Annotated in this window: 19 protein-coding genes; 9 read left to right on the top strand and 10 right to left on the bottom strand. The window is 41.4% G+C overall.

All coding sequences use genetic code 11. From position 1 onward, the window contains the following. Window positions 1-41: 41 nt before the first annotated feature. From AC21OG_RS03280 to AC21OG_RS03270, 3 genes are all read right to left on the bottom strand, one after another. The gene (locus tag AC21OG_RS03280; RefSeq protein ID WP_486546187.1) at window positions 42-1,910 is read right to left on the bottom strand and encodes a sodium:solute symporter family protein; all 1,869 of its coding nucleotides are present in this window, start codon (window positions 1,908-1,910) and stop codon (window positions 42-44) included. A 5-nt stretch (window positions 1,911-1,915) separates the two neighbouring features. Continuing rightward, a complete protein-coding gene (locus AC21OG_RS03275; RefSeq protein WP_487377161.1) occupies window positions 1,916-2,176 on the bottom strand; it encodes a DUF4212 domain-containing protein in 261 nt (86 codons plus the stop codon). 498 nt (window positions 2,177-2,674) lie between these two features. After that, window positions 2,675-4,342, bottom strand: coding sequence for an electron transfer flavoprotein-ubiquinone oxidoreductase (locus tag AC21OG_RS03270; protein ID WP_487377162.1), 1,668 nt, complete (start codon window positions 4,340-4,342; stop codon window positions 2,675-2,677). A 492-nt stretch (window positions 4,343-4,834) separates the two neighbouring features. On the opposite strand from AC21OG_RS03270, the gene AC21OG_RS03265 reads away from it, so the two are divergent. The 3 genes from AC21OG_RS03265 (at window position 4,835) to AC21OG_RS03255 (ending at window position 7,157) form a co-directional block, all read left to right on the top strand. Further along, window positions 4,835-5,461, top strand: a complete 627-nt coding sequence (locus AC21OG_RS03265; RefSeq protein ID WP_487377163.1) for a DUF1285 domain-containing protein — start codon at window positions 4,835-4,837, stop codon at window positions 5,459-5,461. A gap of 114 nt (window positions 5,462-5,575) precedes the next feature. Beyond that, a complete protein-coding gene (murI, locus tag AC21OG_RS03260) occupies window positions 5,576-6,643 on the top strand; it encodes a glutamate racemase (RefSeq protein ID WP_487377164.1) in 1,068 nt (355 codons plus the stop codon). 214 nt (window positions 6,644-6,857) lie between these two features. Next, window positions 6,858-7,157 carry a hypothetical protein gene (locus tag AC21OG_RS03255; protein ID WP_487377165.1) on the top strand — a complete coding sequence of 100 codons (300 nt, stop codon included), beginning with the start codon at window positions 6,858-6,860 and terminating at the stop codon, window positions 7,155-7,157. 283 nt (window positions 7,158-7,440) lie between these two features. Here AC21OG_RS03255 and AC21OG_RS03250 read toward each other — a convergent pair whose 3' ends face one another. From AC21OG_RS03250 to msrA, 4 genes are all read right to left on the bottom strand, one after another. Further along, window positions 7,441-8,913, bottom strand: a complete 1,473-nt coding sequence (locus AC21OG_RS03250) for a lytic murein transglycosylase (protein ID WP_487377166.1) — start codon at window positions 8,911-8,913, stop codon at window positions 7,441-7,443. Between the two features lie 245 nt (window positions 8,914-9,158). Next, window positions 9,159-10,262, bottom strand: a complete 1,104-nt coding sequence (locus AC21OG_RS03245) for a D-hexose-6-phosphate mutarotase (RefSeq protein WP_487377167.1) — start codon at window positions 10,260-10,262, stop codon at window positions 9,159-9,161. 132 nt (window positions 10,263-10,394) lie between these two features. Further along, window positions 10,395-11,132 (bottom strand): class I SAM-dependent methyltransferase, encoded by a 738-nt coding sequence (locus tag AC21OG_RS03240; protein ID WP_487377168.1) that lies wholly within the window; start codon window positions 11,130-11,132, stop codon window positions 10,395-10,397. Between the two features lie 173 nt (window positions 11,133-11,305). Then, window positions 11,306-11,833: a peptide-methionine (S)-S-oxide reductase MsrA gene (gene msrA / locus AC21OG_RS03235; protein ID WP_487377169.1), complete on the bottom strand. Its 528-nt coding sequence runs from the start codon at window positions 11,831-11,833 to the stop codon at window positions 11,306-11,308. 145 nt (window positions 11,834-11,978) lie between these two features. Between msrA and cmoA the strand changes: the two genes are divergently transcribed. Next, complete coding sequence (gene cmoA / locus AC21OG_RS03230) at window positions 11,979-12,770, top strand: carboxy-S-adenosyl-L-methionine synthase CmoA (RefSeq protein ID WP_487377170.1); 792 nt, start codon at window positions 11,979-11,981, stop codon at window positions 12,768-12,770. A gap of 159 nt (window positions 12,771-12,929) precedes the next feature. On the opposite strand, the gene AC21OG_RS03225 is transcribed toward cmoA, so the two are convergent. Together AC21OG_RS03225 and AC21OG_RS03220 are read right to left on the bottom strand one after the other, a co-directional pair. Further along, window positions 12,930-13,106, bottom strand: a complete 177-nt coding sequence (locus AC21OG_RS03225) for a hypothetical protein (RefSeq protein ID WP_487377172.1) — start codon at window positions 13,104-13,106, stop codon at window positions 12,930-12,932. A gap of 614 nt (window positions 13,107-13,720) precedes the next feature. After that, complete coding sequence (locus tag AC21OG_RS03220) at window positions 13,721-14,803, bottom strand: WG repeat-containing protein (protein ID WP_487377173.1); 1,083 nt, start codon at window positions 14,801-14,803, stop codon at window positions 13,721-13,723. Window positions 14,804-14,904: 101 nt separating this feature from the next. Between AC21OG_RS03220 and AC21OG_RS03215 the strand changes: the two genes are divergently transcribed. From AC21OG_RS03215 to cmoB, 3 genes are all read left to right on the top strand, one after another. Beyond that, window positions 14,905-16,473, top strand: a complete 1,569-nt coding sequence (locus AC21OG_RS03215; protein WP_487377174.1) for a WG repeat-containing protein — start codon at window positions 14,905-14,907, stop codon at window positions 16,471-16,473. 22 nt (window positions 16,474-16,495) lie between these two features. Continuing rightward, window positions 16,496-17,062 (top strand): hypothetical protein, encoded by a 567-nt coding sequence (locus AC21OG_RS03210; RefSeq protein ID WP_487377176.1) that lies wholly within the window; start codon window positions 16,496-16,498, stop codon window positions 17,060-17,062. A gap of 114 nt (window positions 17,063-17,176) precedes the next feature. Continuing rightward, a complete protein-coding gene (cmoB, locus tag AC21OG_RS03205; protein WP_487377177.1) occupies window positions 17,177-18,238 on the top strand; it encodes a tRNA 5-methoxyuridine(34)/uridine 5-oxyacetic acid(34) synthase CmoB in 1,062 nt (353 codons plus the stop codon). Window positions 18,239-18,357: 119 nt separating this feature from the next. On the opposite strand, the gene AC21OG_RS03200 is transcribed toward cmoB, so the two are convergent. Further along, the gene (locus AC21OG_RS03200; protein ID WP_486546163.1) at window positions 18,358-18,588 is read right to left on the bottom strand and encodes a DUF2788 domain-containing protein; all 231 of its coding nucleotides are present in this window, start codon (window positions 18,586-18,588) and stop codon (window positions 18,358-18,360) included. A gap of 660 nt (window positions 18,589-19,248) precedes the next feature. Between AC21OG_RS03200 and argS the strand changes: the two genes are divergently transcribed. Beyond that, a complete protein-coding gene (gene argS / locus AC21OG_RS03195; protein ID WP_487377178.1) occupies window positions 19,249-21,078 on the top strand; it encodes an arginine--tRNA ligase in 1,830 nt (609 codons plus the stop codon). A 213-nt stretch (window positions 21,079-21,291) separates the two neighbouring features. Then, window positions 21,292-22,125: an SPOR domain-containing protein gene (locus tag AC21OG_RS03190; RefSeq protein WP_486546159.1), complete on the top strand. Its 834-nt coding sequence runs from the start codon at window positions 21,292-21,294 to the stop codon at window positions 22,123-22,125. Window positions 22,126-22,159: the final 34 nt, after the last annotated feature.

The raw sequence follows: 22,159 nt of genomic DNA, 5'->3' as shown, positions 1-22,159 counted from the left end.
CTGTTAATTTCTAGAAGAGCTATAAAATTTAGTACCCAGACTTAGTGATCAATCGCTGTACCCGCACCACGAGGTGAACGCACACTTTCTACAAGCTCTTGAATATGAGCAGGTGGCGCAGCCGTCATAGACGAGACAGCAAATGCCACCGCAAAGTTAATTAAAGCACCAATTGCCCCAAATGACAGTGGCGATACTCCAAATAACCAATACTCAGCCGTATCAGGGAAGTTGGCCGTCCCTGTTACGAAGAACCAGCCTTTGAACACAAAGATATAAACCAGTGTGGTTATCAAACCTGCCAACATACCTGATATCGCACCAATACTATTGATACGCTTAGAGAAAATACCCATCATCAATGCAGGGAACAGCGATGCCCCGGCAATACCAAAGGCGAGTGCAACCACTTGGGCGGCAAATCCTGGTGGATTAAGGCCCAAATAGGTCGCAATAACAATCGCCACACCCATAGAGATACGGGCTGCTAATAGCTCACCTTTATCAGAAATATCTGGGTTTATATTGCGTTTGATCAGATCATGACTAATGGCCGATGAAATCGCTAACAAAAGTCCAGCAGCCGTTGACAGTGCAGCAGCAAGGCCACCAGCAGCGATTAAGCCAATAACCCAAGGCGGTAGATTAGCAATTTCAGGGTTCGCTAGTACCATAATGTCTTTATTAACGTCTAGCTCATTACCTTCCCAGCCAGCGGCGTCAAATTTACCCTCTGCAATTTCACTTTGAGCAGTACGGGCCGCTTCAACAGCGGCGGTAGCGGCTGCTACATCACCGCCATTTTTTTCGGCATCTGCTAAGGCAATTTTTGCGGCGCCTAGTCCACCGTCATTGTACATCTGGATACGGCCGTCACCATTTAGATCTGAATACTGAATGAGACCTGTGTCTTCCCAAGTTTGCATCCAACTTGGACGATCTTCATAGGGTAGGGCAGGTGCATCAGTACCTTGAGGATATACGGTATCGATTAGATTTAAACGCGCCATTGAACCGACAGCGGGTGCGGTAAAATATAGCAGCGCAATAAACACCAGTGCCCATCCAGCAGACCAGCGGGCATCTGAGACTTTTGGCACTGTGAAAAAGCGAATAATCACGTGAGGTAAACCGGCAGTACCGATCATTAACGATAAGGTAAACAGCACCATATTTAATTTGTTCGGCACATCCGCGGTATAAGCGGCGAAGCCTAAGTCTGTCACCACTTGATCAAGCTTAGTTAATAGTGGTAGTCCCGACTCGGTATGAGTGGAGAACATCCCTAGACCAGGTATTGGATTGCCCGTTAGCTCAAGCGAAATAAAGACAGCCGGTACGGTATAGGCGATAATAAGTACCACATATTGAGCGACTTGGGTATAGGTGATACCTTTCATGCCACCGAGTACAGCATAGAAAAAGACCACAACCGCCGCAATAATAAGCCCGGTGGTGTTATCAACTTCCAAAAAGCGTGAGAAGGCCACGCCGGCACCCGTCATCTGTCCGATGACATAAGTGGTGGAGGCGATGATCAAACACACAACGGCTACCAAAGCCGCAGTTTTGGAATAGAAGCGGTCGCCAATAAAGTCGGGTACCGTAAATTTACCAAATTTGCGTAAGTAGGGCGCCAGTAATAAGGCTAATAGCACATAACCACCGGTCCAGCCCATAAGATAGGTCGAAGCGCCATAGCCTCCAGCGGCTAATAGACCCGCCATGGAAATAAATGACGCAGCACTCATCCAGTCTGCACCAGTTGCCATGCCATTGACTACGGGATGGACACCGCCACCTGCAACGTAAAACTCTTTAGTAGATCCTGCCCGTGCCCAAATTGCAATACCGAAGTAAAGTAAGAAGGAGGCACCAACGAACAGAATATTAATCCAAAATTGACTCATTAGGCTTACTCCTCGTCGACACCGTATTGTTTATCCAGCTTATTCATACGCCAAGCGTAAAAGAAAATGATGATGATAAAGGTCGCAATAGACCCTTGTTGGGCAAACCAAAAGCCCAAGTCAGCACCACCGAATCGAATATCTGCGAGGAGAGGTCTTAATAAAATAGCAAAGCCGTATGGGACAATTGCCCAGACCGCTAAGCACCCTAAGATGAGACGCACGTTGGCTTTCCAATAGCCGGAGGCATCATGAGTATTATTCATGTGACAAGCTCCTTTTGTCATAGAGGGGATGAACCTTATCTAATTAAACGATCGCTTCATGCAATCAATAAAATAAGTTCATTGAGTGTATAAATTATATTAAACAAACTGTTTGGATTAAGTTACACAACTATTTCAGTTTACAGATGTATGTTATGTATAGCAATACTAGAGTTTAAAATTTATTGCTTCAAAATAAATAAAAATTTTTTTCGATAAATTTAATAAAATAATTAAGTGAAGTCGTATCATTAATCCGTCACGCCTTAAAGTTAAAGTCCTCAACGTCGAGTATAAGACTTAATTATCGTAGCATTTAATGAGTTCTTATATTTTAATTTGGCATATTATATTTCATTTGAAAGTTTTTCTTAAGTTTATATAAGCTAATTCTTTATATAGTATAGTAAGGCAGAAAAAAATACCCCGCTCAATGAAGAGCAGGGTATTTTAAGAAAAAAATTAAAAAATTATATAAATTCAATAATTTATAAAAATCTACATATTGGGATAGTTTGGACCACCGCCACCTTCAGGCGTTACCCATGTAATGTTTTGCGCGGGGTCTTTAATATCACACGTCTTACAATGGACACAGTTTTGTGCATTGATGACAAACTTAGCCCCTTCGGCGTCTTTGACAATCTCATAAACGCCAGCAGGGCAATAGCGCTGAGCAGGCTCTGCATATAGAGGTAGGTTTACTTCAACCGGTACAGCAGGATCTGTCAGCTTTAAGTGCGTTGGCTGGTCTTCAGCATGGTTGGTATTAGAGATAAATACGGAAGACAGCTTATCAAAAGTAAGCTTACCATCTGGTTTTGGATACTCTGGTTGATAAGATTGGCTCGCCTTATTTAGATTATCAAAGTCAGGGGTCATGTCACGAATAGTAAGCGGCATCTTACCACCTAACAAGTTATGCTCGATGAAGGTAAATGCCCCGCCCATCAATAGCCCCATACGGTGCATCGCAGGGGAGAAGTTACGGGCAGATTTATTGTCCTCATATAACCATGACTCTTTATAACGCTGAGCGTAGCCGACTACTTCGTCATGCTGACGACCTGCCTGTAGTGCTTCAAATATAGCTTCAGCGGCTAACATACCTGACTTCATTGAGGTGTGAGTGCCTTTGATTTTAGCAGGGTTTAAGAAACCAGCATCATCACCGACCAATACCCCACCTGGGAAAGTAAACTTAGGCAAAGAGTTTAGGCCACCTTTTGTCAATGCGCGTGCGCCATAAGACAAGCGCTTACCACCCTCTAATACTTGTTTAATAACAGGATGGGTTTTTAAACGCTGCATTTCATCGAAAGGCGACATATAAGGGTTGCTATAGGATAAGTCGACAACAAGACCAAAGCTGACTTGGTTATTTTCGTCATGGTATAACCACCAGCCACCAGTAGAGCCTGTTTCGGTTAATGGCCAACCAAGACCGTGCATCACCACGCCGGGTTCATGCTTGCTTGGATCCACTTCCCAAAGCTCTTTAAGACCAATGCCGTAATGCTGCGGGTCACTGTCTTTATCGAGAGCAAAGCGGCTGATTAAGCGTTTGCCTAAATGACCGCGTGAGCCTTCAGCAAATATGGTGTATTTTGCGACAAGCTCATAACCAGGCTCGAAGCTTGGCTTATGAGAGCCATCAGCGGCCACACCCATGTCTCCAGTCAATATGCCACGTACTGAGCCATCATCATTGTATAAAATATCAGATGCCGCAAAGCCTGGGAACATCATAACCTCAAGCTCTTCTGCTTGCTCAGCCATCCAGCGCACCACATTGCCTAACGAGACAATGTAGTTTCCTTCGTTGTGCATTGGGGCAGGGACAAGGGCGTTTGGTACATTGGTTGAACGCGTCGCTGAATTTAGATAATAGATTCTATCTTCAGTCGCTGGCACATTTAGCGGTGCGCCTTTTTCTTTCCAGTCAGGAATGAGCTCGTTTAGGGCGCGAGGTTCGATGACAGCACCTGATAGCGTATGAGCACCAAACTCAGAGCCTTTTTCAACCACACAAACCATGAACCCGTCGTTACCAGCTTCAAGAGCAAGTTGACGTAGGCGAATGGCAGCGGCTAGACCTGAAGGACCACCCCCAACGATAATGACATCAAACTCCATTGACTCACGTTCTATTTGTTCATCTTGCATTTAAAACTCCTATAGCTGGCTCAATAATACCCCTGCCATGCCGTTGTCATAGCAGTGAATTATGTTAGATTTGATCGCTAGCAAACATTTGCATAAGTCTTGCAATATCTCCAGCGTAATATACCCAACTTTGCGAGGATAAGCGAGTCGCTTACTTAAACAGAGCTGGAACATAGCGTGAACATAGAATAAAAAACTTAATAACTCATGCTAGATAACTTATGCTTGCGGAAATATAAAAAAAGGGTTGCAGTTAGTTACCTATTATAAAATAAAAGTTAGTTAAAGACGACACGATTTGTGACTCAGTCGTGATAAAGTAATAAAATCCATTAATCACATTAATTAATAGTACCCATAAACCATTGAGTTGCACTGCTAAGTTATTGAATTATATCGTTAGTCAGGGGAAAATGAGTCAGTGGTCAATGAGGGAATTTAGCACCCCTATTAATTTCAAGAGCTCGCCTTAAAGCTAAGGATAACATTATAATGTCACATTCAAATAAAAATTCAGTATCGTCACAAGGTCTAGACTCGCTGTCAGAGTATATTAAACAAGAGACTAGCGATCGACGAGGGCGCTCTATCCCACCTCTTGAGAAGTGGCACCCTGAAAATGTTGGAGAGATGGATTTGGTTATTAAAGCCAATGGTGAATGGTGGCATGAAGGCAGTAGGATTATCCGTCAATCATTGGTTGATTTATTTTCAACCGTGCTATGGTCTGAAAGCTCAGATAGCAAGGGATCAGAACAAGATCGTGAATATTTTCTAAAGACACCGGTAGAAAAGCTGCGTATTCGCGTAGAAGATGTGCCATTTTTGATTACTGATGTTAATCTAATTGAAAAAGATGGTGTACAGACGATTGAATTCACAAGCAGTACGGGTGATGTGGTTAATCTTGATGAGGATCACCCCCTTGAGATGCGAGATTATCAGGGTGAAGTGCGACCTTACATCCCCGTTCGCTTTGGAATGCGAGGTTTATTAGCCCGTAGCGTGTTGATGCATCTCATTAAATTAGGTGAGTTGGTTGAGCAAGATGGTCAAACCCGCTTAACCTTAAAAAGTGGGGGTAAACACTATTCGGTTTCTGTGCCTACTATTGACTAGAACCCGAATACGATAATTAAGACAGACATTAAGATTATAAATACCGTAGCAAATCCGGCTATCAATAAGACAGCAAACCCAAAGCAATTAACACAGTTAGCAACATGGTAACTAATGAGCCCAATGGTTAATAATGAACATGCCTCCTTAAAGAATGTGTCTTCGGCGCCAATTGGGCTGTTTGATTCCGGTGTGGGCGGCCTGTCGGTGTATATGCACTTAAAAGAAGTGCTGCCTTATGAGCGCTACATTTATTATGCAGATACACTCAATGTACCCTATGGCCCGCGCTCAAGTGACGAAATTAGTCAGCTGAGTATGTCAGCGGTAGATTGGCTAGTGGCTGCCGGTTGTAAACTAATAGTGATCGCATGTAATAGTGCGTCAGCGTATGCGCTTAAGTTGGCTCGACAGAAATATCCTCATATACCGATAGTCGGGTTAGTGCCTGCCTTAAAGCCTGCTGTTTTAAACTCAATGAGCAAAAATGTTGCTGTGTTAGCGACTAAAGCCACACTCGAGGGTGAGCTTTTAAATACTGTCATTAAAGACTATGCAATACCTGCCAATGTCAATGTCATTAAATGGTTTAACCCTGATTTGGTGCCTTGGGTTGAGGCGGGTATGCCCTTAGATAGTGATACGGCTAGACGCTTAAAGCATCAGTTATATACGTTTGCTGAGCAGCGAGTAGATCATCTGGTGTTAGGCTGTACCCATTATCCTTTTTTTAGAGATTTTGTACTACAGGAAGTTGCGCATCAGCAACTAGGTATAACGGTCGTGGATTCAGGGGCAGCGATAGCAGACCGTGTTAAGGTATTGCTAGATCAACAAGCCGACTCGTTGTTAAGTCACTTATGCTTTACAGAGGACAGCCTCCAGCATGAAAGTCTTAGTCATGAAAGTCTCAAGCTTAACAATGCAGGACTGCATGTGGGTTATACCGTGACAAAAAGTGAAAGGTTGATTACTACCGATACTCTTATTGAGAAAGATAATAACGATGTTATTCCAGCACAACTGTCATTTTTTGTCTCTGATTCCAATGCAGACTTAGATGAGGTATCAACGTTAGTAAAACGTCTGATTTATCGTGAGACATTGAATGATAAACCTGCTGGCGAGCCAAATATTATTAATACAAGTGCCATTATTAATAGTCAAAACATACCGTTGTAATATAAAACATACGCATTTTATTTGTACTCTATGATTGGGTAAAGTAGAATTCTAACGATAATTTAAATGTGACATCGCTATAGATTTAAAACCGCTGCCTTTAGAAAGAGCTCATAAAAATAGTTTTGAGAATAGATTTTTAATAAAGGTTAGTAATCAGATATAAATTTTAATTTTAATAGTTTCATCGACTGCATAAGTCTAAGGATTCAAAATGAGTAACCCGAAGGACAATAATCTAAATAATGAGCTGAATGAGCTCGAAAATACTATGCATGATGCTGAGCGTCCGCATACGCTGGAAGAGCAAATTGCAGATATGAAGCGCCGTGGAATCGACCCAAGTAAAGCTTATAAAAAGTGGGACGATGACAATGAAGAGGACGACTGGGGCGATAAAACTTGGAAAGAAAATGGCAAGTGGGAGCCTAAAACGCCAGCAGATTTGGACGATAAAGCCAAAGATAAATGGGATGGTGATAATGGCAAACCGAACCCGCCGCCTATTGTTTAATAGCCAAACTAAGACGAGCATAAATAGCGTTATGTATACTGTAATATTCCACTATTGCTAACACTTTCAAGCTGTCTAAGTCCAATAATATTTATGGCTTTCAATATCATCAGTAATGAATGCTAGTATTGACAATAAAATAGACCAAACCAATAGCTATATTAGTTGACAACCTAGATATATTAAAAAGAGTCCCATTCAAAACAGTTCCATTAAAAAAGACGCCATACAGTTTGCATGGCGTCTTTTTGCATTAGGATAATCCTATTTTGACAAAGAGAGTCTATTGACCCGTATCAATACGAACCAAACGAGTCGTTCCATCGGGGCCTACCACACGGCGATAGCCGTCTTGTTTCTCAATCAGTTGCGAGATACTATCATTGGTAGCACTAGGCCGTTGGTTGTACTGATTTGGACTTTGATATTGAGTATTTGATTGATATTGAGTATTTGATTGATATTGAGTATTGGATTGGTTTTGATAAGGATAGGCATTGGTTGCAGGAGCAAACTGACCTTGGCTACCCATAATGAGACGATAGAACTTTTGTCCTGCACGGCCATCGGCTGGAAAGACACCCTTACTGGTTTGATACTGTCTGATAGCAGTGCGGGTGTTGTCACCAATAATGCCATCTACTTCGCCAATGTCGTAGCCTGCATCAAGTAGCGCCTGCTGAATTTCACGGGCTTGACGGCGACTAATACCGGGGTCATCCGTTGGCCAGGCAGTGATAAAGTCAGTCTTACTGCTGTTTTCACTTTCTATCAAGTCCGATAAGTGAGCAATGGCAAGTGCATAATTTTCTGAGGCATTATAAGAATAGAAGGTATCGAAGTTTTTACCCACTAAGAAAGCAGGACCATCCAGACCTGCAGGTAATAACAAGCCCGCACTGCTTAAATCGTAAGGAAGCGGGCGACCATCGGCTAAAGTAAAGCCCTTATCCCGCCAGTAGCTTAATGATTTTTTATTCTTGCGATCACTTGAACCCCAAAATCCTGCTGGAATCTTAACTTCATAACCCCAAGGCTCACCACTGCGGTAGCCGCGTTTTTTCAGGAAGTTTGCTGTTGACGCCAAAGCATCTGGCTTGCTGTTTACCAAATCACGGCGGCCATCTCCATCAAAATCCACCGCTAAGTCTAAGAACGTCCCCGGCATAAATTGAGTTTGACCAAAGGCACCTGCCCATGAGCCTTTCATATCACTTGGGGCAATATCACCACGTTGTACAATTTTTAAAGCATTGGCAAACTCACCACGGAAGTAGGATTGACGACGATCAAAGCAAGACAGGGTAGCAAGCGACTGAAATAAGTCTTTTTTACCCAAAGTTTGCCCGAAATTTGATTCAACACCCCACACACCCAGCACATGCTCCGCTTTTACACCATATTGGGATTCAATACGGCGCAAGGTATCTGCCATTTCACGCTTAGCCTGAATACCATCTTCAACACGCTCTTTATCAACGAGTGACGATAGATAATCCCAGACATCTTTTTGGAACTCTGGTTGATAATTTAACGATTGGATCACGCTAGGATCAGGCTCGCTAGGGCGGTAGTTGTTAAAGGTATAGCTGTCTACGCCACGGAATTTACTGGAGTTTTTAAGCCCATCTAAGCATTGTTGAAATTCGTAATTGGATAAATTTGGGGCAGGGGGCTTAGCTGCGTGTGCAGAGGTGGCAGCTAAGGCTAAGCCGAGCACTGTTGTCACGGCTGTCGTTATTTTAGAAAGTCGCATGGGTGTATCCTTTCTTATCGTTAGTTTAAATAAGGGGTTTTAAAAAATTAGAGCAAATAATCCAGTGTTCAATCACTGAAAAAGTGAAATGTGCGCTATTCGTGAATAAATAAAGTTAATACTTGAAAATAGGGTTAGCTTAGGGTAACCAATATGATGATTAAATAAAAGGTATGATGGTGATTGGTTACGATAAAATCACGAGGTGTGAGGATTTAGAGAGGTAGATCCTTCTTCCTTCTCCCTCACAAAGGCATCTTAAAAAGCTGTAAAGTAAGCTCATGACTCTCACCCGCTCCCAACTCAACCACATCCAAATGAGCATTGGCCGTCTCAATACACAACATACGTTGATAGTCGTAATTGGCAAATTGTGAGACTTGTTTTGATTTCTCAATCCAAGGATTCCAAACCACGGTGCTGTGACTACCCTTAGCGTGAAGATGAAAAGTTTGCGCTGGCGTGTTTAAAGTAATATCTGGAGCGCCATGATAAATACGGTCAACTTCAGAATTAAACCTAATATCACCTTGCTGAGTCTTGGTCTGCCAGCCGCCCTTGTCATTGTCTATCACTAAAGTATCGCTATACGATAGCCCATCAAAGCCACTAACCGTGGTTTGATTAATGTCATCAGTCGGCAGATAGGTATGCAAGGCTTGCGAAAAGGTGACAGAGTGTTCGGTGTTGTTTTGGGTAATGAGGGTAATGGCAAATCCATTGTTACTAAAAGTAAATCGCACCTTTAAACCAAGCTGATCTGTGGTCCTATCGTCATTCTCCAGTTTTAAGATCAGTTGCGACGCCTCGTCTATTTCTAGCTTATCCGAGTTTAAGTTATCTAAGTTTAAGCTATCCGAGTCTAAAACTTCATCCCTTATAATCTCACTACTTAAAACATCATCGGTTATAGACGGTTGAAACTGCTCAACAGCAAATGGCTGAGTACGCGCATAGCCATGTTGGCTGATATCAAGAGGGCAGTCTTTAAAGCTATCCTTGACGGCTTGCGGATTGGCATCAAATTGCCCAAAGACGGGCCAGCATATCGGAATACCGCCCCGTACTGAGTCGCCCAGTTTATATTCGGCTTTGTCGCTGACCCATAACCAATTGTCTGGAGAGTTTATGGAGCAGCTAGCACTCCTCAAATCAGCACACTCCTCTAAGCCGTCTTCTAAGATATCTTCATCAACTTTATTGCTATTAGTAGAAAAATAAATCAGTTGAGCACCTTGCAGTAACACCACAGCACGATAGCCCTTACCCGTTATGGTGAGTGTGTCAAGCTCATCTATTGTATGATGATGCAATTGTGTTTTTTGATTATGGATTAAACGAGACGGCATGAACGATTCCTAGTCTATGGTTGTTTGTCAGAATGTGCTAAGGGCATGAATGGAACGCAGCTAGCTTCGTTAACAACTTAAAATAGTTAAAGCTGTCTGAACGTATTTTATTAAGAGTAGTGAGAGTGACGTTTATAAGGTTTTCGGTATCAAATGCCACGCGATATTCAGCCAAGGGTTGTTGTTGTCATTGGCACGTTGGGTTCGGTAACGCTCTAATACTTCTAGCTCATAGTGGCTGTCGTAATAACTATGTATATCGACTGAAGAGATTAAGAAAGGGGGGCCAGGGTAGGTTTTGTACTCTGATTCATCCACGCCGTCTAACCCAAAGCTCAGTAGCAGCTGCGGAGCACAATGGGTTAACGCTATTAAGTGCTGTGAATATCGTACACGCAGAGAGTCAGTTTCAGTCGCTGACTCCTTGTTTGAATGCTTTGGCTCGTCATCATAGTCATCAGGGAGGGCGACTAGCGCCGCTCGGTCATAAATAGCATCGACCTGACCGATATCCTGAGCCGTCAATTTGAAAATATCTGCCACCCAGATAGTAATGGTTTGACCCCCATAGCTTCCTTCATAAATTTTGATATCAGAATGTTTGGGATGTTGAGTAATGGACGGAACAATAGCATTTTCTTCGAAAAACTCAACCACTGCCGTTTCAACAAGTTCAATCCCGATGACCTCATAACCTTGGCTGGCAAGCCAAATCATATCGATACTTTTGCCACATAATGGCACAAACACGTAGCTGCGCTTAGCGAGATTTAAAGTAGGCATATATTTAACCATCAACGGATTTGGCTTTTGTTGATTAAACCCTATTTGTTTGCTTTGCCATTTATCTTGCCAAAAGTCAGGAGTCATATGAATGCTCTACTTATTATGTGATATAGGTTTTATACGGGTATAAGTTTTAGGTGTATAAAAGAATTCTTTTTAATTGTACCGAATATCGTAAAGAGTAGGGTCTATTATAAGTCAAAAAAAGGCTGGCGTTATGATCAATAACCCCAGCCTTTGCCGATAATAGTAGTAATTTATTTCACCATATACTGTTTAAACTCTTTACGCAGCTTGCCCAATTTCGGTGGAATAACCGCTTGGCAATAGCCTTGGGTAGGATTCTTATTAAAATAGTCTTGATGATAGTCTTCTGCTGCATAAAATTCATGCACAGGATGTACCTCAGTGACTACATTCAGACCCAGCTCATCGCGTAGCTTACCAATGACTCGATCGATGGTCGGTTTTTGTTTTTCTTCATCGGTATAAAACACCACTGAGCGATATTGACTACCCACATCATTGCCTTGACGGTCAACCGTAGTAGGATCATGTGTGGCAAAAAAGATGTCCAATATGACCTCTAAAGGCACCACAGACTCATCAAAATCGACCCGTACTACTTCGATATGACCCGTTTCTCCCGTACACACATCTTTATAGTTTGCCGAAGCTTCCTCACCGCCCATATAGCCTGAGGTTACTTTTTCGACCCCTTTTACTGATTGAAAGACAGATTCGGTGCACCAAAAGCAACCGCCACCTAATACTAATGTTTGCATAAGTTATCCTTAAAATAAAACGTCAATTAATTTTCTTGTTGTGACTAAATTTTAGCAGGGCATTGCAGTGATATAAGTAACAAACAGTAATGATATAATACAATGTGTTCAAAATTAACAACACTAAATGAATAAGAGAATATCGATGTCAAATACTGGGAATCACCAATCGTCTATCATTTACGACAACGTCTTCACCACACCCCTAGACAAAGCCGCTCGGTTCTCTTTCGATGAGCAAGTGGTGGCGTGCTTTCCCGATATGATACGCCGCAGTGTTCCCGGTTACGGGCAAATGCTTGCCATGTTGCCCATATTTGCCAAACGTCACTGTCAGTTTGGGCAGACCAATGATGACGGGCAGCGTGTCAGCCGTGTCTATGATTTGGGCTGTTCGTTGGGCGGTGCGACGATGGCATTGCTCAATGACACTGGCGGATTTGCCCCGGACGAATTGCAAATCAAAGCAGTGGATATCTCTCCTGCCATGACCAAAAAAGCAGCAACGCTTCTCCACGACAACTATCCTGATTATGACATCGACGTCATTACCGCAGACATCCGCGAGCTTAAGTTTGAGCCTTGCGACATGGTGATACTCAACCTGACCTTGCAATTTTTACCGCCTGAAGATAGAACGCAAGTGCTACAAGCCGTCTATGACGCCCTAAATGACGGCGGTATTTTGGTACTCACTGAAAAAAATCACACTGGCGATGAGCAAGACGACGCTTGGCTGGTTGAGCGCTATTACGACTTCAAACGTGCCAATGGCTATAGCGAGCTTGAGATTAGCGGCAAACGCAATGCCTTAGAAAACGTGCTCATCACCGATACCTTAGTACAGCATCATCAGCGTCTGGCAGAAGTTGGCTTTCACCGTAGTCTAACGTGGTTTCAGTTTTTAAACTTCGCGTCTATTGTGGCGTTTAAATAGGGTATCGTTTAAATAGAGTGCCGTTTAAATACAATGACTCATATAGTCAAAGCTTACCTTAAAAAGCATTGTCGTAGCGTGTGGTGTAACAACACGAAACCCACGAATTCTAAGTTACTTATCCTAGTTCAAGTTACCTATCCTAGTTTAAGTTTCACCCTAGCGTGAGGCTTTAAGGAGCTCATCTCGCTTTGCACTACTATCTTGGTTTGCACTGTGGCGTGCGCTACTGGTATGTGTCGTTACTGCTACCACGATACCGCCACTTACCAAGCGCACGCACCACAGCGCTTTACCAAGTATATCCGCTACAATCGAGGCTAAACCGCACCCCAAGGCGACTATTGCTATGGTAGCAAAATCAAAACACTCGACTTAAAAAGAACGCCCCCTCCTTTTTCAAAGGAGGGTTGGGGAGGATTTATATAGCCACAGCACACGACAAGCTCTCTTATTCAAATAACTGATTGAATAGTGCATTGTGAGGTAAGTTTTTATAAGCTTTTGATGAGAGTGCAAGGTAAACGTAACCCATTATTATGTAGGTGAATTACGTAGATGAATAAAAATGGTGGGTTACGCCTCGCTAACGCCATCCTACTTAGAAATTCCTAAATTTATGAATGATTCGTTGGGCGTAGCTTATGATCCCCAAAAACCCAATATGAAGCATCACTTTCAATAAACCACAACCAAACAGCTAAAACCGTTTTATTCATTGATTTAATTGTAGAGAAAGTTGTGGCAAAAGCAGTTTGACGCAAGCTTTGGCGGAATAAATCAGTGATTGCCCGTATTATTTACCCACAGATGGAGTATTGGACGAAGATTTTGCCAAACGAGTAAACCGTCATGTTGAGGATAGAGCAGGGTCAAATATAAGGTGGACAACCATCCTGATACAGTGCGGGGAGTAAAAAAATACATAACTTTAACAAAGATTCAGGAAATCAAGGTCCCTCAAATAGTGTGAGTTTGCCTTGTTGTTTATCGTACTGATATGAAAACAATTTACCATCAGAAACAGACGCTTCAGATTGTTTAACTTGATTGGAAGTAGAATGGGTGTAGATATACTCCTCATCTAAAGCAATAATTTCATAACCTTCTTCAGGCTCAAATAAAATCTTACCTTGCCAATTTGCGATGCCTGTTAGACCATTTTGTTTTCTAAACGCTAATAAGTCCTTAGTAAAGATAATAACATTAGCATCAGCCGTCGGTTTAGGTATGGTGTCAACGACCTCATTATTTGTGTTTAATACTAAAAAATGTGCTTGATTATAAGGTGTGGCTATTGCCACAGGAGATGAGTATCGGGACAACGTATCAAACTGAGTTAAGTCTTTATAAATGAAGGGAACGACAATGTTGTTGTTGCCATCAATTGCACCAAAGTTGTCATTTTGCTGTGCAATAACTAAGCCATTTGTAAAAAAATATAGCATCTGATAAACGATTGGTATGTCAACCTTCATTGTGTCAATATTTACCATACCCCAAAACCCATTGTTCATAACACGGGTTTTATTACTGTCTAATGTAAATGGAGAAACATAATCATATACCACGCTCTCTTGAGTAGTTAGATGAGTTAGGTTATCTCTTCCATCTTCTGTTTTGGATAAAATAAGTTGACCCAACACGGTATTTTCACTTGAGTACTCAGGCGTTATTATTTTGCCACTGCCGTTGATAACACCAGTGACTTCATTATTCTTATAGGTGAACTCAATAGTTTCTGGATGAGCATTATCCAGTAGTTTCTCATAAGAGTCAGGCTGAACGGAGTCATAAATAACGGGCAATATAATCTTACCTTTTGAATTAACTAACCCCATTTTTTCGCCATTTATAGCAATCATAACGAAGTCGCTATTAACGGGAGTATCTGGACAGCCCCATAGTTCGTCATATTGATTGGTATCAAAAGATACGGTATGACAATCAGCTGCTTCTAGGGAGGCATTCGCACTGATGGGGATAAATAATGAGCAGAAGGTTAGGGCTGTCAATGCGCTAAGTTTTTTCATGTTTTTTTTCAAAATAGTCGCTATAGTTGGTTCACATAATAAAATAGATAATATGCTTGATTTTTAATCATAGCAGACAACAGTTGGTAAAGGACGATACCATGAACTTCACATTAAAAAAAGCCACTCTTGCATTGATGATGGCATCTGCTTTTTCTTTTCCTGCCCTTGCTGGTAATGACCTTTATTATAATGAGAGCGTTGAAGTCGAAGAAGGTTGCGAAAAGCCTAATATCACAGACACCATATATACAGAGGTGAGCTGTTTGTATGGAGATATCGCTGTTGTTAGAGTAGGAGACAGTTTCGAAAATACGCGTTATGGTATGGTTAATGCCGATGGAGAGGAAGTAATTGCACCAGAGTATCGTCTTTTTAAGTTCTTTTCAAATGACTTGTTTATCGCCTTTGATAAGGATTTTAAAGCAGGGCTTATTAACCGTAATGGTGAGATAGTGTTGCCTGTCATCTATGATGTTGTAGACTCCTTACAAAGCAGGATACATACTCTTGATAATCACGCCATCATTCAAGTTGGCAAAAGCGGTGATGATATTAAGACCGGAATGATTAACAGCCAAGGTCAAATTATCATCGAACCCAAATACTTTTCTATCTATAGCGCTCGTGATGATAATAATCAGCTTCTCGATGTGGGTATCAAAGTCGGCGATGGTACCGATGATGTTAAATATGGACTAGTTACCTATTCTGATGAGATTATCGCACCTTTAATATATGATTCACCGATTCACTTTGACGGTAATAAGTGGGCGAGACTGTGTCAAGATAAAAGATGCAATTTTATAAATACTAAAGGTGAGTTGTTATTGCCGTATTGGGCGTATGATGTTGGTAGCTTCTCGGAGTCGATGGCTTGGGTCAAGCAAGAGGGTCGATATGGATATATCGATGAGTCAGGGCACTTAGCGATTCCTTTTACCTATAGTAAAGCAGAGGACTTTGAGCAGGGGCGTGCTATTGTTGTTTATGATGATAACAATCTGACCTTAGCACCTATCAGGGATGAGGCGGAGCAATGGGCTACTTATGGCATCATTGATCAGGATAATCATGCCGTTGTGCCCTTTGATTATCAATGGATAAAAAGGGTACAGCCAAATTTATTTTATATCGAGAAAGCGGATAGTTTTGATTTTGTAGACAATGATGGCAAGTTAGCAACGACAAAAAAGTTTGACGAGATTGTTTCTGCTTCACTGACTAATGAATTGTTTGCAGTAAAAAAGGATGGTAAATGGGGCTATATTAATCATGACTTTGAAAAGGTGATTCCTTTTGAATATGACAAGGCTATCGAGTTTGACAATGACTTAGCCGCCGTTAAGAAAAACAATAAATTTGGTTTTATTGATAAAGAGGGTCAGATGGTTATCCCATTTGACTATGACGATCCCAATATTGATATTGAGGATTGGCGTACAAGAGTGGATAACAAATATCGGTTTGATGACAATTTAACAGCAGTACGTAAAGACGGTCGTTGGGGTGTTATTGATAAAGATAATAATATCATTGTACCTTTTGAGTATGATGATGTGATAATTGAAAGCTATTTGCGAATTAAAGCAACTAAAGAGGGTGTTTCTTATTTATTTGACCTAAATGGTAATCCGATTGAAGCGGATGATACTGAGTCTTTAGATTAACGTTATTATTTAGGCATCCACTATGAGCACAATCTCGTTCTTACTCGAACAAAAGATTCATCAAGTTATCGCCGAAAAACTGAGCCTAAAAGACTTTGAAAATTGGCTATATCAAGAAGACGATTTGGAGTCTGTAAATCCAGATTTATATTATGAGCTGATTTCTTTTGATTATAGTAATGAGGATAACCTTAAGGCTTTTTACGATAATTTTGCAAAATATGTGGATATGTATAAATTTGAGGCTGAACGCATAAATGAGATGCTACACTCGATTATTAATAGAGATGAAAACTGTGCTGATGTAACTTGTGAAATATATTATTTATATTGCCAAGGTTATGAGTTTCTATATCAGTTAGGAATCTACTATGGTCTTGATTTAGTGATAGTAGACCATAATACATCTGACTTTACAGAAAAAGCCGATAAAATCTTAGATAAATTTTATCCTAATATTGTTTATCATGCTAAAACAGTAAGTAATTGGCTTAAAGAAGAAAAAATAGTATTCAAGAATGAACATAACGATTATGGTCTCTATCAATATGACGACTTTCGTAGCGAAGAGGAACAACTAAAAGAGTAGGCGTAAGATGAAGTCTGCTATATAGTCTTTTTTGTTTCATTTCACCCTGACGTCATTACCCTTTATAATAGCCGCCTCCATTGCATCCGTAGCTAAACATACAACGAACCGTCTATGACAAATAAAACCATCGAAACCGCCGAACGTGAACTATATTTGGCACTGATTCAGCGTGCCCAATACAGACCTATTGCCACCGAATGGTTGGCTAACCTGCCACATTGGCTAAGCGACATCAAAGACAAACGACGCTATGCTCATGCCCCTGCTTATCTAGCTGCCGTCGAAAAGCTACCAAAACTTAATGTCAAAAATGTTGATTTGAACAGTGATGTGTTAACCATAGACACTCAATTGACCGAGGCACAAAACAAGCAGATTACTGCCTTGATGAAACAATTGATGCCGTGGCGAAAAGGGCCGTTTCAAATTGGGTCAGGTGAGAATAAGGTGTTTATAGACACCGAATGGCATAGTGACTGGAAATGGCAGCGTATTGCACCTCATATCGGTACTCTTGAGGGTCGTTATGTACTTGATGTGGGTGGTGGCTCAGGGTATCACGGATGGCGAATGGCGGGAGCGGGTGCTAAGCAAGTGATTGTGATTGACCCCTCGTGTTTGTTTTATCATCAATTTATGTCAATTCGTCATTTTGTCGGTGGGTTTGATGTGGATAAGGATATTGACAAGACTGGGGTAGGCTATCGCACCCATTATATTCCCGTGGGCTTAGAGGCGTTGCCTGCCAGTATAGACCAAGGCAATCAGTTGTTTGATACCGTGTTTTGTATGGGGGTGTTATACCATAGACAGTCACCCTTTGAGCATCTTAATCAGCTAAAAAATCAGCTTATCAAAGGGGGTCAGTTAATATTAGAGACCTTAGTGGTGGAAGGGGATAAAAATACGGTATTAGTACCGCATGACCGCTATGCCAAAATGAATAATGTTTATTTTATACCCTCCGTTGCGGCATTGACAGGCTGGCTTGAAAAGGTAGGGTTTAGTGCGGTGACCTGTGTTGATATTGATGTGACCTCAACTGAGGAACAACGTGCAACCGAGTGGATGACGTATCAATCGCTGAAAGACTTTTTAGATCCGAAGGATTCTACTAGGACAATTGAGGGCTATCCTGCACCGATGCGAGCGACGTTGATTGCCACAAAATAGCTCAATACGAGTCACACAATACAAGTCGCTGAATATAAGTCAATGCATACAAATAAACTTTAGCCTTTTCTGTTAATCAATTATACCGATAATGGGCTTGGGCTAACGTTGATTCGAAACTACAAGACCCATCTGGTAAATACTACCTCAAGCACTAATTTAAGTAAGAATCCTACAAAACCTGCCCCCAATGCGACAAAAATCCAAAAGGTACCTGCGCGCCCTGCGTCAGACTTTTTGGAGATGTCCCACATAATAAAAAACAAAGTAGCGATAAAGATAGGTAGTAATACGTACAGGCCCCAACTGGTGACAGTTTCAGCAGCAATAGCGAATACAGTAGCAAGCATAAGTTAATCCTAATATGAGAGTTTTTAAAGTTTTATAAGTGGTTATTGATTGAACTAGGGTCTATCGAATTATTGGGTTATTTAGCAACGTTAATAGTTAATACTAATTAGGTCATACTCAATAGATATTAGATTATTTGATTTGAGTGAAAAACTAATGAAATTATTCATCCAATACGTTGTGACGGTCACTTTCAAGTAGAATAATGTGACATAAATAGAGCTGTAGGATTCTGTCATTTAGATGAATTTTCAATGCTAAACTAGAGTTAGAGTATTATTAGATAATGAATGATAAAATCTGTCTTAAGTTATCCCATACAGCTTATTTTGAAGTCATTATAGGGTAATCAAAGTCTAAAGTGCCATGTCATAAAACAAACAGTCACAAAATACTAGTCAAGTTAAGTCCAGTAAGTAAGGTTAGGTTAAACCGATAAATCACGATTAACAGATAGCCAATCTATAGATCCTTTGACAATATGTGGAAAATAAGAGCAAAGCTTGATATATTAAAGGGTTCGTCAAGCATATTCAATGATATACCCGTTATTATTAATTAAATACCAACTCAATTAAATATCAATCATTGTAGAACACCCCTGTTAAACATCATTCATTTAAATTACGTATTCACCTAACTTTAGAGTTTATTAAATTATGTCGCAAGCTCAAATTGATGAAATCTATACATTATTAGATAGCGCAGCTAAAGCGTTGATTGCCCAAGGTATCTTACCCAATAACTGGGAAAATAACAGTCAGATTACTCGAAGTAAAAGCCCTGAGCATGGCGATTATGCAAGCAATATTGCATTAACGGCAGCCAAAGTCGCAAAAACCAATCCGCGTGCATTGGCAGAGCAATTGATAGCGGCTTTACCTGAGAATAAGAGTATTGCTAAGCTTGAGGTCGCAGGACCAGGATTTATCAATATATTTCTCAACAGCGAAGCCAAGTTTGCTGTCCTTGATGCCATTTTTGAACAAAATGAACGCTTTGGTTTAACCGATGAGTTTGCTGATAATAAGGTGCAGGTTGAGTTTGTGTCCGCGAACCCTACCTCAAGCTTACATGTCGGTCATGGCCGTGGCGCCGCTTTTGGTATGAGTGTCGCAAACTTACTAGAAGCCGTAGGCTACAAGGTGACCCGTGAGTATTATGTCAATGATGCGGGTCGTCAAATGGATATTTTGGCAGTCAGTACCTATTTAAGGTATTTGGAAATCAATGGCGAGGATATTCACTTCCCTGTTGGTGGCTACCAAGGCAACTATGTTACTGATATTGCTCAGACGCTTAAAGACCAGCATGGCGATACGTATGTCCATCCTTACAGTCAAGTTAGTGCAGATGTGGCTGAAGATGCAGTTTATCAGACCAGCGCTGATGGAGAGCAAACGTTGGTGTCGGGCGATAAAAATGCCCATATTGATGGTGTGATAGCCAACAGTAAGCAACTGCTTGGTAAGGGCTATGAGCTTTTCTTAAATGCCGCATTGACTGAGATTTTAGAAGATATAAAAGACGATCTAAACGATTTTGGCGTTCGCTTTGAGCGCTGGTTTAGTGAAAAGTCGATTGCAGAGGATATTGAGCCTGTACTAGAAGCACTTGATAGAAAAGGCTATCTGTATGAAAAGGACGGTAATACGTGGTTTCGTTCAACAGATTTCGGCGATGAGAAAGACCGTGTGGTTCGTCGTGCCAATGGTTTAACCACTTACTTTGCGTCAGACATTGCCTATCACAAAAATAAATTTGACCGTGGTTTTGATACTGTTATTAATGTCTGGGGTGCGGATCATCATGGTTATATCGCCCGTGTCCGTGCGGCATTAACGGCATTAGGTATCGATGAGAAGCGTCTAGAAGTTATCTTGGTACAGTTTGTTGCGTTATGGCGTGGGGAGGAAAAAATTCAAATGTCCTCGCGTTCAGGTAAATTTGTCACCTTGCGTGAGCTACGCGATGAAGTCGGTAACGATGCTGCAAGATTTTATTATGTAGCGCGTAAGCCTGAGGTACACATTGACTTCGATCTAGAATTAGCGAAATCTCAAAGCAAAGACAACGCGGTGTATTACATTCAATATGCACATGCCCGTGTGTGTAGCGTACTTGAGAAGCTAGATGCTAAAGGGCTGAGTGTCGATGATGCTTTAGGTTTAGCACATCAAGAATTGTTAGATGGTGAGACAGAAAGTGAGCTGCTTAAACTGTTGGCCGCATATCCTGCGACGTTAAAGCGTGCTGCTACCGGCTATGATCCGCATGTCTTGACCAACTATCTAAAAGACTTGGCCTCATTATTCCACAGTTGGTACAACGACAACCGTATTTTACCCGTTAGTATTATTGCGGATGAAACGCCAAGCAACGAAGAGCTCGACTTAATGCAGGCTCGTTTGCGCTTATCAAAAGCGGTTCGTCAAGTTTTGGCAAATGGACTGAGCCTGCTAGGGTTGTCAGCGCCCACTAGCATGTAGATTGATTCGGTTAGTGTAATGAGTACCCAGTTTTGAGTGCTCGTTATCTAAATACTTATTTTAAGCGTTACCCTTCATGTTAATGACACATACGCCGTTCAACGCGATGTATTCAAAAGCGAAGCAAGCTTCATACTAAGTCGTTTAAAGCTTAAATATCTTAAAATGCTTTGCCAATGAGATGACTTAACAGAATCATAAATGGAGAAGTCTATGTTAGCAAAAAAACCTAAGGGCGCTGTCGAGAAACGTCCAAGCAGTGGCCTTTCAAGCTTACTATGGATATTCGTTGGTTCGATATTGACGTTAATGATTGGTTTGGCATTGTATTTGTTGAACCCATTTGACATTGGCACAGAAGAAAAAGTTGAAGAGCGTACCGTTGAGCCTCTTAATCAGACTACCAATAAGGCGGATGATTACGAGTTCTATGACTTATTGCCTGGTCAGGAGATGATCAGTGTGCCTGATGAAGCGGTAATCGAAGAGTCGGAGCTTTCAACAGGCAATACAGAGCTTAGACCGGATGTTGTGGTGACTGATCCCAGTGCACAAAGTAGTGATAACAGCGCTACTAATAATCAAAACTCTGGAAACTATGGCATATCAGAGGATTCGGTTATGAACCCTATGGGATCACAACAGCCCTCAGCGACCAATGATGATCAAGATATCGTTATAGTTGAAGAGGAAGGCACTTATGATGAGCCTACCAATAATGATGCAAGTGGGCAAAATGCGCCTTCTACTTCTCAGGGAAATGTTGCCAATCAAGCAGGTGCAGGTTCCACAACAGCGGCACCAAAAAAATCAAGCTATATTTTACAAATTCACAGCTATAACACTGCTGACGAGGCGGATAAGCGTCGAGCACAAGTTTTATTAGCAGGGGTTGATGTGCGTGTGGTTAAAAATAAACGCGCCAATGGTCAGGTCATTTATCAAGTAGTGTCTGCGCCGATGACCAACCGACAAGCTGTGTTAGCTGCTCAGCAGAAGCTGCAAAACAATGGTATTGACTCGCTTATCGTAGAGCAGCGTCGTTAGAACCAACCACTTATAATGTAAGGTGTCACTGATA

This window comes from Psychrobacter sp. CX5 (assembly GCF_057621535.2).
Note: the sequence above shows the minus strand (reverse complement) of the source record. Positions and strands in the feature narration are given on the sequence as shown.